Origin of the sequence: Microbulbifer sp. CNSA002 (assembly GCF_047324085.1) — a bacterium.
GTDB lineage: Bacteria > Pseudomonadota > Gammaproteobacteria > Pseudomonadales > Cellvibrionaceae > Microbulbifer.
The window spans coordinates 1,112,720-1,127,895 of record NZ_CP172449.1 but is presented as its reverse complement, the minus strand read 5'-3'; the positions used below and the strand labels follow the sequence as shown (position 1 = coordinate 1,127,895).

Here is a 15,176-nt window from a genome sequence, read left to right as displayed (position 1 = left end):
CCCAGATGAGAACATGAACCGTCACCACACAACTGTATCATTTACTCAATCCTGTAGATTACCTGGCTTCAGTACCCTTAACCACATCGCCTTCAGACTAAGTCTCATAAGATATTTCGGTCCGTCAGCTCGTAGCCTTAAAAGCCGCTTCCTCCCCACAAGGCCTCGCGGTGTTGCAGTTGCCATTCGCTAGTAGTTAGCATTTAATGGACCCCATTAAATGGTGATCCTCCTACATGGGAATGGGACTCTCACCCCATTAGTTTACAACCATGCTGGGCGTACCAAGTCAATCAATGCCACCGACATCTTACTTTATGTACTTTTGTATGGCTGCTACGCTCCCATTTACGCGCAAAAAGTATATAAAATAAGCCGCGACTGATTGCGGCGCTAGCATTCACATCCACATAATCCGTCAAACCTAAAGATATAAGAAAATGTCAGAATTTTACATAACAATTAATTTCAATGTTCCTCAAGATAAAAGGTCTAAAATTGAGAGCTTTCTCGAGGAGGGAACTATGAGCATGGATACTGAGGGTGCTATCAATGCGATCTCGTCGTTGGGAGAAGGTATCCGTGAGCTGCTTGAGATAACGGATGATGAAGGTGAGAGAGAGTGGTTAGATGAGCAGTTAACTTTGGAAGAACAGTTGGAGCCTCAGGAATGGAATATTGATGGAAATTCCGTGGAAATCGAGTACATGTGCGACTCTTGGGTTGCAAAGGGTTTCGTGAACTTGTTAATTAATATCTATCGCCTAGCTGGAATGGAAGGTGTTTCTGCAGCTGAACTCAATGAAGACGAATTTTGCGAGTAATCAAAGCTAAATTGGGTAGCCAGTAGTTCTAGCTACCGCCCCCCACACCACCCATCATGCGGATCCGCAATGGGTGGTTCGCTATCCGTAATAAACCCCTACCCAACACTAGAGTCAAGCATCTCTTCATTTAAGTTGATTGTCATGGCAGTACTCTCCCTCAACGTTATATCCAGCTGAAAACATATCGGTAGGCTACCCCTGCCTTTTAACTCATGGATTTAGGTTCAGGCTTTCACCGTGTCTAAGCTATTCATCTAGGCATTGGGCGCTACTATGCAGTCTGCCGGCTTTAGCTTAATAAGCTCATCAGCCATTACTGACCGAGGCGCGGCAATGTCCTACCATTTTTGTCTATCCCCACGGTGGTGGCTAGTGGGTTGGACCTAATTATGGGTCAGCGGCCACGCTGCCAGATTCACAATAGCAAATTAGACAGATCTTCCTAGATAAAAACGTAAACTTTCACTACACAACTGCATCATTGACTCTACCCGTTAGGTCACCCAGCTTCGGTGTCCTTTGCCACCTCGCCTCTAAGCCAAGCCTTATAGGATGTTTCTGTTCGTCTTTGCTAACCGCTTCCTCTCCACACGACCTCACGATGTTGCAGTTGCCATTCGCTAACAGTTAGCATTTAATAGAATCCATTAAATGGTGATCTTCCTACAGAGGACTTTCACTCCATTAGTCCACTCCCGTCCTGGGCGTACCAAGTCAATTAACTACGCGCCTTCGGCGCCCGACAGCTTATACTTCACTTCGCTATGTTTCGGCTGCGGGTGATTGAGGCGTTAAAACTCAAAAAGGAATCGTGCATGAAATTTATTGTTTTGGCTTTAACGCTTGCTATGTCATTGGCAGTTACTGCAAATCCAGTACCTAACTTTCCGTTCGTTATTGTCACGGAGAAACTTGAGCAAAAGGTAAAGCCCGATGTAGTAAAAGTACGCTTCAGTATATTGGCTTACGAACAATCCTCTAATAGAGCTATGGAGCAATTAACAAAATCCTCAGCACTGATGTTGGAGGCGCTTAAAAAGCATGGGGTACTCATTTCAAGCTTAGAGTCAACCCAAATTGATAAAAACACAAAGCGCGCTAGAAAAGACGGAGCCTATAATTTGGAGGTTTTGGGTTATGAGGTACAGCAAGGATTCAATTTGAGATTAACGAACCTCGATAAATACCCCAGCCTAATGAATGAACTGATCCGGCTAGATGGAGTTCAAAATATAGATGCATTCTTTGAGACGTCTAAAGAAGAAGAGTACAAAGAGAAAATGATAACTGAGCTTAGTGTAAAAGCTCGGAAAAAAGCTAATGCTCTTGCCCAAGCCCAATCTAGAAAGGTAAAAAGTGTATATGGTATAACTACGGAGGAAAACTTTGGTCAGGCGTACGCTATATTTTCCTTAGAGTACAACCCCCAAGAATATGCACTGGCTATGGCCGCAGATTCTTACGGTATGGACTTAGTTATGGCGGTGCCGGAATATATTAAAGTGGGACAAAGAATTACCGCAATATATGAACTTAACTAGCTTAAGTGATAAAAAGTGTAAATCGGGGGACGATAGCTTCTAGCTACCACTCCCATACATCCCATCATGCGGGTCCGCAATGGGCGGCTCCCTATCCGTAATGAATTTCTACCCAACGATAGTGTCGAGCAGGTCTTCATTTGAGCTAAGTATCATGGCAGTGCGCCATCTCAACTTTATCCGACTGGAAACATATCGGTAAGCTAGTCCTGTCTTTCAGCTCAAGGATTTAGGTTCAGGCCTTCACCTTGTCCAGGGTATTAATCTTGGCATTTGGCTACTATGCCATCGGCTGACTTCTGCTTAATCACCCTGACCACTACTGACCCAGGGCGCTGCTATGTCCCACCACTTTTGTCTGTCCCCGCGGTGGTGGCTAGCAGGTTGGGCCTACTTATGAGTCAGGGGCCATACTGACAGCTTCACAGCAGCAAGCTAAACAGATCTCCCCAGATAAGAACGTGAACTTTCACTACACAACTACACAACTACATAACTGACTCTACTCGCTAGATCATCCGTCTTCGGTGCCCCTGGCCACCTCGCCTCCAGGCTAAGCCTTATAGGATGTTTCTATTTGCCAGCGCGTAGTTTTGCTAGCGGCTTCTTCCCGCAAGGCCTCCCGGTATTACAGTTGCCATTCACTGGTAGTTAGCATTTAATGGCGCCTATTAAACGGTGATCTTCCTGCATGGGACTTTCACCCCATTAGTTCACGCCCATGCTGGGCGTACCAAGCGCATGCTGCCGGACTGTTTTTCCGCTGCGCTTCAAACCAGCTGAAAATCCGAGCGCTAGGCTTTTAGACTAAAGGTAGAACATGTCAGTAATTGAAAAGATGATGGATGCAGCAGAAGCTGATATTGACGTATTAAATTTGTTGAATTCTCAGGGAGATAACTTCGATCTACACAGAGATGTAGACTTTCTTATTGAAGCTCCAACTCAAGAAAAAGCGAAACTAATCTGCGAGTTCATAAATGACTATAACTATGGACACGCCACTCTTGAAGGCGAGCATGATGGGGCTCATCGTGTAACAGTGGTGATAAATATGCCTATTAACCAGAACATTATTACTTCTGTCTCGGGGCTCATGGTATGTATTTCAAGCCTCTTTGATGGTGTTCTTAACGGCTGGGGTTGTTGTGCACAAACCCAATCCTAAATCGAGTAGCCGGTAGTTTCTAGCCACCGGCCCCCACACCCGCCATCGTGTGAGTCTGCAATGGGCGGTTCCTATCCGTAATCTCTGCCCAACGATAGTGTCGAGCAGCGCTTCACTTAAGTTGAGTTGAGTTGAGTTGAGTGTCATGACATTGCGCTACCTCAACTTTATCCAACTGAAAACATACCGGTAGGCGAACCCTGTCTTTGAACTCATCGATTTTAGATTCAGGCCTTCACACTACCAAGCCGGTGTTTGAGGCGTTAAGTTTACGGAAATATTATGAATTTAAGCTGGAACCCATTTCCTGAGTATCGAGATTTTTCGTTTCAGGCAATCCATGACGATTCGGAGGGTTTTCGAATACTTTTAGAGGCTTACTGTGACAAGATCTCGAATAAGCAAGCATTACGAGTGAGATTTCCTCTGGCTGGCCCGATGTACTACCACAGAGTAGATGAAGGCTTTTTGTTGTCTCCAGAAAGTACGATAGGTAATCCAGCCGCTACTTTTCAGCAAACAAAAGCATCGGATTTAATTGAGCGTTTTCATATGTTTAGCTGTAATATTTATCGAGAAAGTTCAATTGTTCATTATTGTATTTATACTGCTAATGAATGTATTGAAGTTCTCTCAGAATTTGAACCTGTCTGTGAAGATTTGTCGCGCCTGAAAACTTAACAAGTTGCTTAAATACGTTCCGGGCTGCGCCCTCCACGGACAGCCTACACTGTGTTTCGGCTGCCCTTTAGCAAAGCGTTAACTGGAATTTCTATATGAGTCAATTCAAGCCAGGCTTTAGGATTTCGTTACTCGATATAGCGGTGCTAACCGTCGCAGCTATTCTGACTTATGTGACAAGTAGCAGATCAATGATTTTGATGACGATTGTACTGTTCGTCGTTGGCCACTTTTTCTTGTTTTGTAACGTAATCCGAAGGCTTTAAATAGCGGGAATGAAATGAAGAAAGGAATCAAGACTACAGGAATACAATTACTGATCTTATTGGGCTTGTTTGTTGCTTCTATCGTTTGGTGGAGGCTTTGGTTTTACCAAGGCTTCGTTGGTCCCCCTCCTTTCTTACATTGGTTTATCCGCATGGATGGTGAGGCCTCGTATGACTTAACCTATTGTGAATTGTTAATTCAACTTATACTGGTTTGGTTATCATCTAATGTGTTTTACTATGTTAAAAGACTTTATGGTAAAAGCATTTAACCAACTCAGGCACGCGACCCACTTTCGTTCCGCCTTTCGGCTCCATAAAAAGCGCTCGCATGCTAAAGACGTTAAACGTAAGGAATCATATGAGAATAATGCGCTGGATTGGAGAAAAGCTGGCTTTTGGTTTTGTCTTTGGTATTGGTGTTTTTCTGGCCGTAGAGGGAGGTCAGAGGGCTGAGAAGAAGATAAAACGCATCTTTTATTCAAAGGAATATATTCAGTACTCTGGTGGCAACGAGCTTGAAATCAGTGATCACTCAGATATTCGAGATATGCGAGAGTACATAATCGGCGGTGTCATCAAAAATAACACCGAAGACTCATGGAAGAATGTGACCATTGATGTGGTCGTTCTAAAAAGTGGTATCGAGGTTGATCGCTGTCAGAAGGAGCTAGGGTTTCTGGCAGCAAATTCAACCGAAAGTTTTAGTGTAGTTTGTGATCGCGTGTTCCCAGAAAGAGTTACAAAAGATTATACATATACAATTGAAATTTCTTATGCGAGCCGTCGCGTTTAACAAGTCAATCAATGCCCCCCGTGGTGCTGAATCTTCGCACTGCGTGCTCTGGCCCATCATTGATGGCATTAAGCAATAAAGCTATGGCAAAATATAAAATATATTATTTCCAAATTTAAAATTGCGACAAGATGCATTCTAATTCTTGTATCTGTGTTGGCGCATATCCATAGTTATACTTGCTTCCTATTTACAGATGGATGCGGGCTAGCCGAGGGACTGTACGCTTTATATGGCATTGTCTTCGGGTCATCATTAACAGCCGCTGGCATCATGCTTCTTCATTTTTCAAAATGGCCTGCATGGCTAGGGCAGTTATTTTTAGTTTATGTTGCAATATTCTCGGTTACAGTGCAATAAATGCTTAACAACACCTACAATGATCGCCCTTCGGGCTGGACCGCTAAAAGCACTGCTTCGCAGCAACACAGCCGATTCACTCAGCGTTATGGATCATTATGAATTTTCCTAAGCTCAATCTATTATTGGTAATTTTCTTGACGTTGGGAGGTTGCTCTTCATTGGGAGCCCAGTATTATTGCGGTAATCCCGATAACAAAAAGAAGTGGGAGTTAGTTGATCTAACCTCTGAATCACAGCGGGTCTATTTGGAATTAATCCCAAAAGAGTCGGTGTTCTTCAAAACACCCAAAAAGTACTACTGGTATACGTCTGGGAAGCAAACTCGGTTGTGTTCGCCAACTCTGGAGTTGGAACCTGAATTTTTCGATGAATCGGTCGAGGGCTGCTTTATCTACGAGTTCATTTTTGAAGACAGCAATATAGTACAAGAACGTGAGCTAGTGTGTACAGGCTAAGCCATAACAAAGTGCTCTACCGGACCGCCTACTGCGTAGGCTGGGACTCGCAAAAAGCACGCTTTTTACTCGCCGGTAAGCACGACGTTATGCGTAAGTAGTCATGGAAGAAAAATACGAAGGATTCTGGCTTAATATTGATGAAGATGATTCATCTAGAGTTGTGTATGAAAGTTATAGAAAGAAGCTTGATCTCCTAAAAATAATTTATCAAAGAGCGGACGGTTGCTATCTACCTTCTTCATTTAGAAAGCAACGAGATCCACGTTGATGGCAAGTTCCGTGTCATAGACCAGGCTGACATGGAAGTATTACTCAAGAAACTTACTTCTAACGGCGATCAAAGAATTCAATGTGCTGGTGAAGAGTTTGATATGATCGAGCCTCCTGAAGAAAGAGATGTTGAAGTAAGAATATGTGTGTAGAGAACGTTACAATACTTCAGATATCAATGTCTAACAATGCGCTGCATCCGACTCTGGCGCTATCGCGCCTGCGTGTGCAAGCTTGGTGTTCTGTGTCAAAGGAGTTATCGTGAGTATACCTAAAAAGGGAAGTAGAAAAATTGTAGTAAAAGGAAATTCATACCGTTGGATCGTACGAGACCGGCCTACTTACACACAAGCTTGTCAAGGTGGGAAAATGCTTGCTGCTATTGAATTAGATAGCCAAAAAGGTTCTACGTTATCGGTTGAATTCAAGTGGCTGCGTCCAGATGTTGCAATAACTAGCTATCCAAACTCTGTGACTCCAAAGTTAATTGAATCATGTATTAAGAGTGCAATAAACGAAGGCTGGAATCCAATTAATCCTGGTCCAGTTTATAATTATTATTGTGAACTAGATCAACACAGAACAAATGTATCAAATTGATGCCTACGCTACCGCTTCGGCACAATTTATACAGGCGTTCTGCGTAAAGACTATGGGTAAACAAATAGAAATCTCTCTAACTCAAGATGATGAAATTCTTCTCGAGAAATACATATCAGAGAGGTTTGATATCAGGGTTGCTAATAGGTTCTATCCTGCGTCTTGGGATAAGTCAGCTCTTTACAAGACAAATGATACAAACCATTGGCTAATAATTGATGCTCGTGCAGAAGAGATTCTGATTGAATCTGCAAACTTGATTGATACTGGACCTAGCAAGGATTTATGGCAAATGAGGAGCAAGTCCTATTCATGCATCGAATGGGAAAGGGATATGAGGCCAAATCCTCAGTTTCCTACTGGAAGGTTGTTCTTAGATACTAGTCCTGGTTCAATATGGAAAGATATTTCATCTATTTCGGGAGATGATGTTTCAAAGATTTATAACCGTGCGTGTAGGTGGCTCAAGAAAAACTGCAAACTTACCGGTAGGGTGTGGTCAAGCAACCACACAGAACAAGGGCCAATAATTGGCTCCAGCCGGCGTGGCCGGTGTTCGTAATGTATCTCTACTCAGTGATAGTGTCGACCAGCTCTTCATTTGAGTTGAGTGTCATGGCATTATGCTACCTCAACTTTATCCAACTGAAAACATATCGATAACCTAGCCCTATTTTTTAACTAATGGATTTTGGGCTCAGGCTTTCACCATGTCCAAGGTATTCATCTTGGCATTAGACTACTATGTCGTCGACTGACTTCTGTTAAATCACCTCTGTCATTGCTAACCGAAGCGTTACTATATTCCACCAATTTTGTCTATCCCCGCGGTGGTGGCTAGCGGGTTGGACCTACTTATGAGTCAGCGGCCACGCTGACAGCCTCATAGCAGCAAGTTAAACATATCTCCTCAGATAAGAACGTGAACTTTTGTCATATAACTGCATCCTTGACTCTACCCGTTAGATCACCCGGTTTCAGTGCCCCTGGTCACCTCACCTCCAGACCAAGCCAAATAAGATGCTTCTGTTCATCAGCTCATAGCTTTACTAGCCGCTTCCTCCCCAGAAGACCTTGCTGTGTTTCAGTTGCCATTCGCTAGTAGTTAGCATTTAATGGAACCCATTAAATGGTGATCTTCCTACAGGGGAATTTTACCCGATTAGTTCACGTCCATGCTGGGCGTGCCAAATTTAGGCAAGCGGACAAATTACTACGCCTTCGAATCTGTAATTTGCCGTTGCAAGGGCGTAATGTGGGGCTAAGTCGAGGTCTTATTAAGAGATGTGGCGTAATTAACATTAGCTTATAGAATCACCCTGACACCCACTGAAGTGCTACGACAAATTTACTAGACACAATAAGTTGTTTTTATGCAGCCTTTTAATACTCAGTTTACCTTATCTAGAGATTACCTTGCCGAATGCTTTGATCAGTCTCTACCTTATGGGAAAAATATCAAGCCGAATTATCTTCTTCCTACATTATTATTATCTTCTGGTGTGGGATTACTGTTATTTACTGAGCAACCTAAGATCGCAAGTTGCACGTTAATTGCGTTGGGCGCGCTGGAGCTCATACATATTCGATTTCGACGAGCTTGGTGGTTAGCACGGCAGATGCTTGGGAAAAGTGCCGGTAGTGAAGTGAAATTAACTATAGACAAGGATGGAATCCAGACAAAAAATTCTTATACGGTAACAGCTCTGTTGTGGGCAGATATCGAGCGTACTATTGAAACTGATTTAGGGCTTATTTTGGTGACTAAATCTGGAGGGCAACAGTATTTATCTAAATCGTTATTACCTCCTGAATTAATTAATGAGATAGTTACCAAGATTAAGGGTTGATATTAGAGATCGCCCTCAAATTTGATTGTGCTGACCTCGTTTTGGAATTCAATGATTGGCAAGAAAACCACATCACTATCAAGTGTGAGAATACGCAAGGATTTCGGTTTTAAAATTCAGAATACGAGATTTCTGAGTCTGAGAGCTTTGATTCTTGTCACACCCTACATGATTCTGGGAGGATGAAAGAAGATCTTAAGCAGGGTGAAGCCTTGGAAGGTAAAAATTGGCTCCACTATAAATTAAACTTTAATACAGCTGGTGTAGTGGAGGTTCTATGTTCCAAACTTGCCAAAACTTAAATTGGGTAGCCGGTAGTTTATAGCTACCGGCCCCCACACCACCCATCGTGAGGATAGGCAATGAGCGTTTCCCTATCCGTAATGAATCTCTACCCAACGAAAGTACCGAACAGGTCTTCATTTGAGTTGAGTATCATTGCAGTGAGCTACTTCTTAGTCTGCAACAACCCCGACAACTTCACAGCAGAAAGCTAAACAGATCTCCCCAGATTGGAACGTGAATTTTCACTACACAACTGCATCATTGACCCTACCCGCTTGATCACCCGACTTCGGTGTCCTTAGCCACCTCGCCTCCAGGCTAAGCCTTATAGGATGTTTCTGTTCGTCTTTGCTAGCGGCTTCCTCTCCACAAGACCTCACGGGGTTGCAGTTGCCATTCGTTAGTAGTTAGCATTTAATGGAACCTATTAAACGGTGATCTTCCGACAGGGGACTTTACCCCTATTCGTCCATGCCCATACTGGGCGTACCAGGGCTAACCAGTATTGCCCCTTCGGGGCTGGAATTCGCTACACTCGGCTGCTGTTGGCGGCATTATATTTTCTTCTCATCGGAGACAGGGAATGTCATCGAAAGAAATTTCCAACTATTATGACTTAACAGAACATAGTGATACTCGAGAAGATTTAATCTATGCTCTTAGCGAAGTAAAAGGAAGAAAGGTTGCTGTTGATTGTGGCTGTGGAGCAGGATCAGATATAGCTTATTTACGCGGTAAGGATTTCATAGTTCATGCCTTTGATATTGAGAATGAATCTATATCTAGATGTCGCAAACGATTTAAAGATGATGAGCAGGTTATTCTATCAATGGATAGTTTTAGCAGTTTCAATTATCCTGAGTCCTCACTAATAGTTGCTGATGCCAGTCTTTTCTTTTGTCCTGAAAAAGATTTTGAATCTGTTTGGTTGAAAATAACTAACTCTTTGACAAAAGGTGGAATTTTTTGCGGTTCATTCCTAGGGCCGAAAGACACAATGGCTGGGCCTGAGTATGATAAGGAAGCTTTCTGGAATGATACTCTAGTTATGAATGAATCGAAGATAAGAAAACACCTCAGTAACTTTGAGCTATTAAAGTGGACTGAACATGACCTTTCAGGAAAAACTACAGATGGTACACCGCATCATTGGCATATATTCTCCATCGTAGCGAGAAAAATCTAAATCGGGTAGCAAGTTGTTTCTAGCCACCAGCCCCCACACCAGCCATCGCGCAGATCCGCAACAGTCAGTTCTCTATCCATAATGAACCCCTACCCAACGATAGTCTCAAACAGCTCTTCTATTGAGTTGAGTGTCATTGCAGTGAGCTACTTCTGAGTACGCAGTTACGCTGACAACTGCACAGCGGCAAGCTAAGTAGATCTCCACAGATAAGAACGTGAACTTTCACTACACAACTGCATCATCTACCCTACTCGTTAGATCACATAACTTCGATATCCTTGGTACCTCGCTTCCAGACTAAGCTTTATGGTATATTTCTGTTCGTCAACTCGTAGTTTTGTTAGCCGCTTCCTCCCCAAAAGACCTCGCGGCGCTGCAGTTGCCATTCGCCAGTAGTTAGCATTTAACGGAAACCATTAAACGGTGATCTTCCTAAAGGGGACTTTCACCCCATTAGTTCATGCCCATGCTGGGCATACCATGTACAAGCAGGTTACTTCGGGCCTTTGACCCTTAGCAGGACGAACGACGCTATGCTCCAGCCGTCCCTGTTGTAGTCGTTATAGCCAAGGATAGATATGGAAAGCAATAAGATATTTCTAACAATCAACAGAGTTAACTCAATACTCTTTCTACTATTATTGATTAGTTCATTAATTGGGGCGTTTTTTATCTTTCAAGAGATAACGAAAAGTACAAGGAGAAATGCGGTAGAAATTGCTACTCCTGACAAAGAAACTAAAGAAGTAATCGAGCTTTCAGATGTAGAAACAATTCGAGACAAAGGAATCCAGTATATACGTGTCTATTCAAAGCGTGATGGCGTTTTAAAGTCTGGGGGGTATAGCCGAACCCTTCGAAACCTGCTTTTCTTAAGTCAAATCAGGGAGGAACCTATATGGTTACTTCCGAACAATAACTCTCAAATTATTGAACATCGCGTTCTTAAAACATATGATAGTCAAACAAATGAATCGACGTCCGACTACATATATGTGGAGATTATTCCTGAATCTGAAGGGATAAGTGCTTGTGTCAGCGCCACCGATGGAACAACCCTTGAGTGCCTTGATACTGGATTAAACAAAATCATCCAGTACGAGTATTTCTCAGATAAACAGACGCTGGGCTTGCTTGTTCAAGTGTCAAATGAACTTCGCTACAAAGTTTTTAACCTTGCCTCGAAGAATCTAGAGTCTGACAAATTTGTGATAAAGCTATAAATCGGGTAGTCGGTAGTTTCTAGCTACCGACCCTCACACCACTCATCGTGTAAGCCCGTAATGGACGCTTTCCTATCCGTAATGAATCTCTACCCAGCGATAGTATCGAGCAGCTCTTCATTTGAGTTAAGTGTCATGGCAATGCGCTACCTCAACTATACATCCGACTGGAAACATATCGGTAAGCTAGTTCTGCCTTATAACCCGTGAGTATAAGTCCAGACCTTCAATATGTCCAAGGTATTCAAATTGGTATTAGTCTATGACTTCTGTGGAATAACCCTGGTCATTACTTATCCAGACGCTGCTGTGTTGCGCCACTTTTTTCTATCCCCACCCAGGTTGGGCTTACTTATGAGGCAGCGACCACGCTGACAGCTTCAAGCTAATCAGATTTCCCCAGATAAGAACGTGAACTTTCACTACACAGCTACATCATTTACTCCACCCGTTAGATCACCCGGCTTCGGTGTCCTTGGCCACCTCGCATCCAGCCTAAGCCTTTTATGATGTTTCTGTTCCTCACCTCATAGTTTTGCTAGTGGCTTCCTTCCCAAAAGACTACACGGTATTGCAGTTGCCAATCGCTAGTAGTTAGAATTTAATAGAACCCATGAAATGGTAATCCTCGTACAGTGAACTTTCACCCCACTAGTCTACGCCCTTGCTGGGCGTACCAAGAAAAGGCAGAACGACGCTGAAGAGCCTGTGCGTCTGCTTTGGGCGTTAAGCATCAGCTCAAGTTATGAGTATCGAAATGGAAGCTAGAGAGTTCAAAGTAATAACAGGGATAGAACTCCCTGTATCTTTAATTGAACTCTACAAAGAAAAAGGGAAAGAAGGTTTTGGCCCTGAACATGGCATGCTCGGAATTATTACTGGCCACAAAAACGACTTAGATGATTCGATCTTGAGTCTATATCAGAGTTTATGTTCTGGAGACTCTGATGACCCCAACTGGATTTGGCCAACGGAACTAGTTCCATTTATTCATATTGGGTGTGCAATCCACTATTGCATAGATTCTACTTGCCAAAATAATAAAGTCATTGAATTCGATCCAACAGGTTATGATCCAGAGGTGGGCCCTAAAGGCCACTTCAAAGAGATTTGTCCGTCTTTTAAAGAATGGGTAGCAAGCAATGTGTAAATACTTAACAAACCGATCAACTTCGCGCCTACGTGGCCGGACAGCTAAAAACGTGGCTTCGCCACATTGCTGCCGCTATTGAGGCGTTAAGCGAAAAGATATGAGTACAGAAGAGGCAATGGAAAGGCTAGGGTATACGCAGGAATGGATCGATAGCGGTATCATCTCTGAGGAATTTCTAGCCTTGCAGTACCACGAGATAAATAATAGTGAGGACCAAAATGCAGAGCATTATAGGTGGGGTGGATTTCTCAACTATATTCGTGGAAAAAGCACACTATCAGACGATGAGGTAGAAAATATATTTTCGCTTGAAGATCGTGGTCCTGACGATATCGATCTTCATATAAATAGAGTAATTGAGCTGATTCAATCGGGTCTGCTAACCGATGAACAGTTTGTTAAAATTGCGCACCATAATGAGATTTTAGAAAAACCGATACAGAAGGTATATCAAAGGTTTGCATTGCGTCAAAAAATTCGTTCAATTGGTATTGAGCTAGCGTTTGATGAAGTAAAATCGTCAACAGATACTACAGTGCATGAGTATGTACTGGATCTTCCTGATGTTAAATTAGATCATGTCAGGTGGTTGGCGGAAAATGGCGCCAATAAGCGAGTACGTAATATTGCAAGGCAAATGGCCAATAGTCGTAGGTTCAGGGGTGACGCTTAAATTGGGTAGCCGGTAGTTTCTAGCTTCCGGCTACCACACCAGCCATCGTGCGAGTACGCGATGAGCGTTTACCTATCCGCAATGTATCCCCGCCCAACGATAGAGCCGAGCAGCTCTTCATTTGAGTAGAGTGTCATGGCAACGCGCTACCTCAGCGTTATCCAACTGGACATATATCAGTAGCCTAGCATTTCCTTTAAACTTGTGGATTTAGGTTCAGGCCTTCCCTCTGTCCAAGGTATTAATCTTGGCATTAGGCTACTATGCCATCGGCTGACTTCTGTTTAATCATCTCGGTTATAAATAACCGAAACGCTGCCGTGCTCCACCCTTTTTCTCTATCCCTGCGATGGTGGCTAGCGAATTGGGCCTATTTATGAGTCAGCGACCAAGTTGACAGCAGCAAGCTCAATCGATCTCTCCAGATAAGAATGTGAACCTTCACTACCCAACTACACTATTGAATCTATCCATTAGATCACCCGGCTTCGATGTCCTTGGCCATCTCGCATCCAGGCTAAGCTTTGTATGATATTTCTGTACGTCAGCTCATAACTCTACTAGCGGCCTCCTCCCCACAAGGCCTCTCGGTGCTGCAGTTGCCATTCGCTAGTAGTTATCATTTAATGGAACACATTAAATGGTGATCTTCCTACAGGGGACTTTCACCCCATTAGCACACGCCTATGCTGGGTGTAGCAAGTTAATCAATGCTACCCGGATCTCTGCATTAGGTGCTCCGGTCCATTATTGAGACGTTAAGTGAAATAATGCAATACGCTCCATTACTCTTACTATTGCTGTCGGCTATATCAGAAAATGTTTATGCATGTATGAAAATTGCTCCCTCCATGCTGAAGGAGTATGAGGGTATGTCAATCTATGAATCGAATTTAGCGTCGAGTGATATTGCTTTTCGAGGGTACTTGATACAAGCCGAAACTACGGCACGAACAGCTCGAGAAAAGGGGGGTGTAAGAATCTATAAGTATCTCGTAATTGAGCCATTTAAAGGGAATATTAAAAAAAATGAGGTCGTAGAGGTATCACAGAATCGTACTTATTGTAGCTTTACCTATAGTATTGATAAGGAACATTTAGTTTATCTTACAAAAGATAAAATCGGACTATATCAATTTGGTATGGCTCACTCTGGCCCGCTATTTGATCAAATTCTAGATATGGAAAAAGAGGAAGATGTAGAGTTTTATCAAAAGATCGTAGAAGCCGGTAGAGGATCTGATTATGTGGTGCGATCATATTTTCCCAACGGGAAGCCAAGAATTTACACTTATAGTGTGGAAAAACAGCTGGACAAAGTACGTGTCGCATCAACATTTAAACCAGGTAGTCGGTAGTTTCTAGCCGCCGGCCCCCACACCACTCATTGTACGGGTCCGATTTGAGCGGTGCGCTATCCGTAATGAATCTCTGTTCAACGCAAGTGTCGAGCAGCTCTTCATTTTTCTGTTTAATTACTTTGCCAATCACTGACCGAAGCGCTACTTTGTTCTACTACCTCTTTCCTTCCCTGAGACGGTAAATAGCGTATTGAGCCTACTTATGAGTCAACGGCTACACGGACAGCTTCACAGCAGTAAGCTAAACAGATCTCGCTAGATAAAAACGTGAACTTTCACTACATAGCTGCATCATTGACACTACCCGTTAGATCACCCGGCTTCGCTGTCCTTGACCACCTCGTATCCAGGCTAAGCCTTTTATAATCTTTCTGTACGTCAGCTCATGGCTTTACTAGCGGCTTCATCCCCACAAAACCTCACGGTGTTACAGTTGCCATTCGCTAGTAGTTAGCATTTAATGGACCCCATT

At 43.2% G+C, this 15,176-nt stretch carries 13 protein-coding genes; all 13 read left to right on the top strand.

The annotated features are described in order from the left end of the window. The first annotated feature begins 524 nt into the window (after positions 1-524). The 13 genes from ACG1BZ_RS04910 to ACG1BZ_RS04850 all read left to right on the top strand — a co-directional run bounded on the left by ACG1BZ_RS04910 (position 525) and on the right by ACG1BZ_RS04850 (position 14,701). Positions 525-824, top strand: coding sequence for a hypothetical protein (locus ACG1BZ_RS04910; RefSeq protein WP_413664627.1), 300 nt, complete (start codon positions 525-527; stop codon positions 822-824). Between the two features lie 818 nt (positions 825-1,642). Then, entirely contained in the window at positions 1,643-2,368 is a 726-nt protein-coding gene (locus tag ACG1BZ_RS04905) for an SIMPL domain-containing protein (protein WP_413664626.1), read from the top strand. An 820-nt stretch (positions 2,369-3,188) separates the two neighbouring features. Next, the gene (locus tag ACG1BZ_RS04900) at positions 3,189-3,536 is read left to right on the top strand and encodes a ribonuclease E inhibitor RraB (protein ID WP_413664625.1); all 348 of its coding nucleotides are present in this window, start codon (positions 3,189-3,191) and stop codon (positions 3,534-3,536) included. 282 nt (positions 3,537-3,818) lie between these two features. After that, the gene (locus ACG1BZ_RS04895) at positions 3,819-4,217 is read left to right on the top strand and encodes a hypothetical protein (protein WP_413664624.1); all 399 of its coding nucleotides are present in this window, start codon (positions 3,819-3,821) and stop codon (positions 4,215-4,217) included. Between the two features lie 627 nt (positions 4,218-4,844). Beyond that, a complete protein-coding gene (locus tag ACG1BZ_RS04890) occupies positions 4,845-5,279 on the top strand; it encodes an FxLYD domain-containing protein (RefSeq protein WP_413664623.1) in 435 nt (144 codons plus the stop codon). A gap of 1,352 nt (positions 5,280-6,631) precedes the next feature. Continuing rightward, positions 6,632-6,970 carry a hypothetical protein gene (locus ACG1BZ_RS04885; protein WP_413664622.1) on the top strand — a complete coding sequence of 113 codons (339 nt, stop codon included), beginning with the start codon at positions 6,632-6,634 and terminating at the stop codon, positions 6,968-6,970. A 52-nt stretch (positions 6,971-7,022) separates the two neighbouring features. After that, complete coding sequence (locus tag ACG1BZ_RS04880) at positions 7,023-7,532, top strand: hypothetical protein (RefSeq protein ID WP_413664621.1); 510 nt, start codon at positions 7,023-7,025, stop codon at positions 7,530-7,532. An 811-nt stretch (positions 7,533-8,343) separates the two neighbouring features. Then, on the top strand, positions 8,344-8,820 hold the full coding sequence (locus tag ACG1BZ_RS04875) for a YcxB family protein (protein ID WP_413664620.1): 477 nt from the start codon (positions 8,344-8,346) through the stop codon (positions 8,818-8,820). A gap of 868 nt (positions 8,821-9,688) precedes the next feature. Next, positions 9,689-10,291, top strand: coding sequence for a class I SAM-dependent methyltransferase (locus tag ACG1BZ_RS04870; protein WP_413664619.1), 603 nt, complete (start codon positions 9,689-9,691; stop codon positions 10,289-10,291). Positions 10,292-10,872: 581 nt separating this feature from the next. After that, positions 10,873-11,517, top strand: a complete 645-nt coding sequence (locus ACG1BZ_RS04865) for a hypothetical protein (RefSeq protein ID WP_413664618.1) — start codon at positions 10,873-10,875, stop codon at positions 11,515-11,517. A 757-nt stretch (positions 11,518-12,274) separates the two neighbouring features. Then, complete coding sequence (locus tag ACG1BZ_RS04860) at positions 12,275-12,667, top strand: SMI1/KNR4 family protein (RefSeq protein ID WP_413664617.1); 393 nt, start codon at positions 12,275-12,277, stop codon at positions 12,665-12,667. A gap of 100 nt (positions 12,668-12,767) precedes the next feature. Beyond that, a complete protein-coding gene (locus ACG1BZ_RS04855) occupies positions 12,768-13,343 on the top strand; it encodes a hypothetical protein (RefSeq protein WP_413664616.1) in 576 nt (191 codons plus the stop codon). An 872-nt stretch (positions 13,344-14,215) separates the two neighbouring features. Further along, on the top strand, positions 14,216-14,701 hold the full coding sequence (locus tag ACG1BZ_RS04850) for a hypothetical protein (RefSeq protein WP_413664615.1): 486 nt from the start codon (positions 14,216-14,218) through the stop codon (positions 14,699-14,701). The last annotated feature ends 475 nt before the right edge of the window (positions 14,702-15,176 follow it).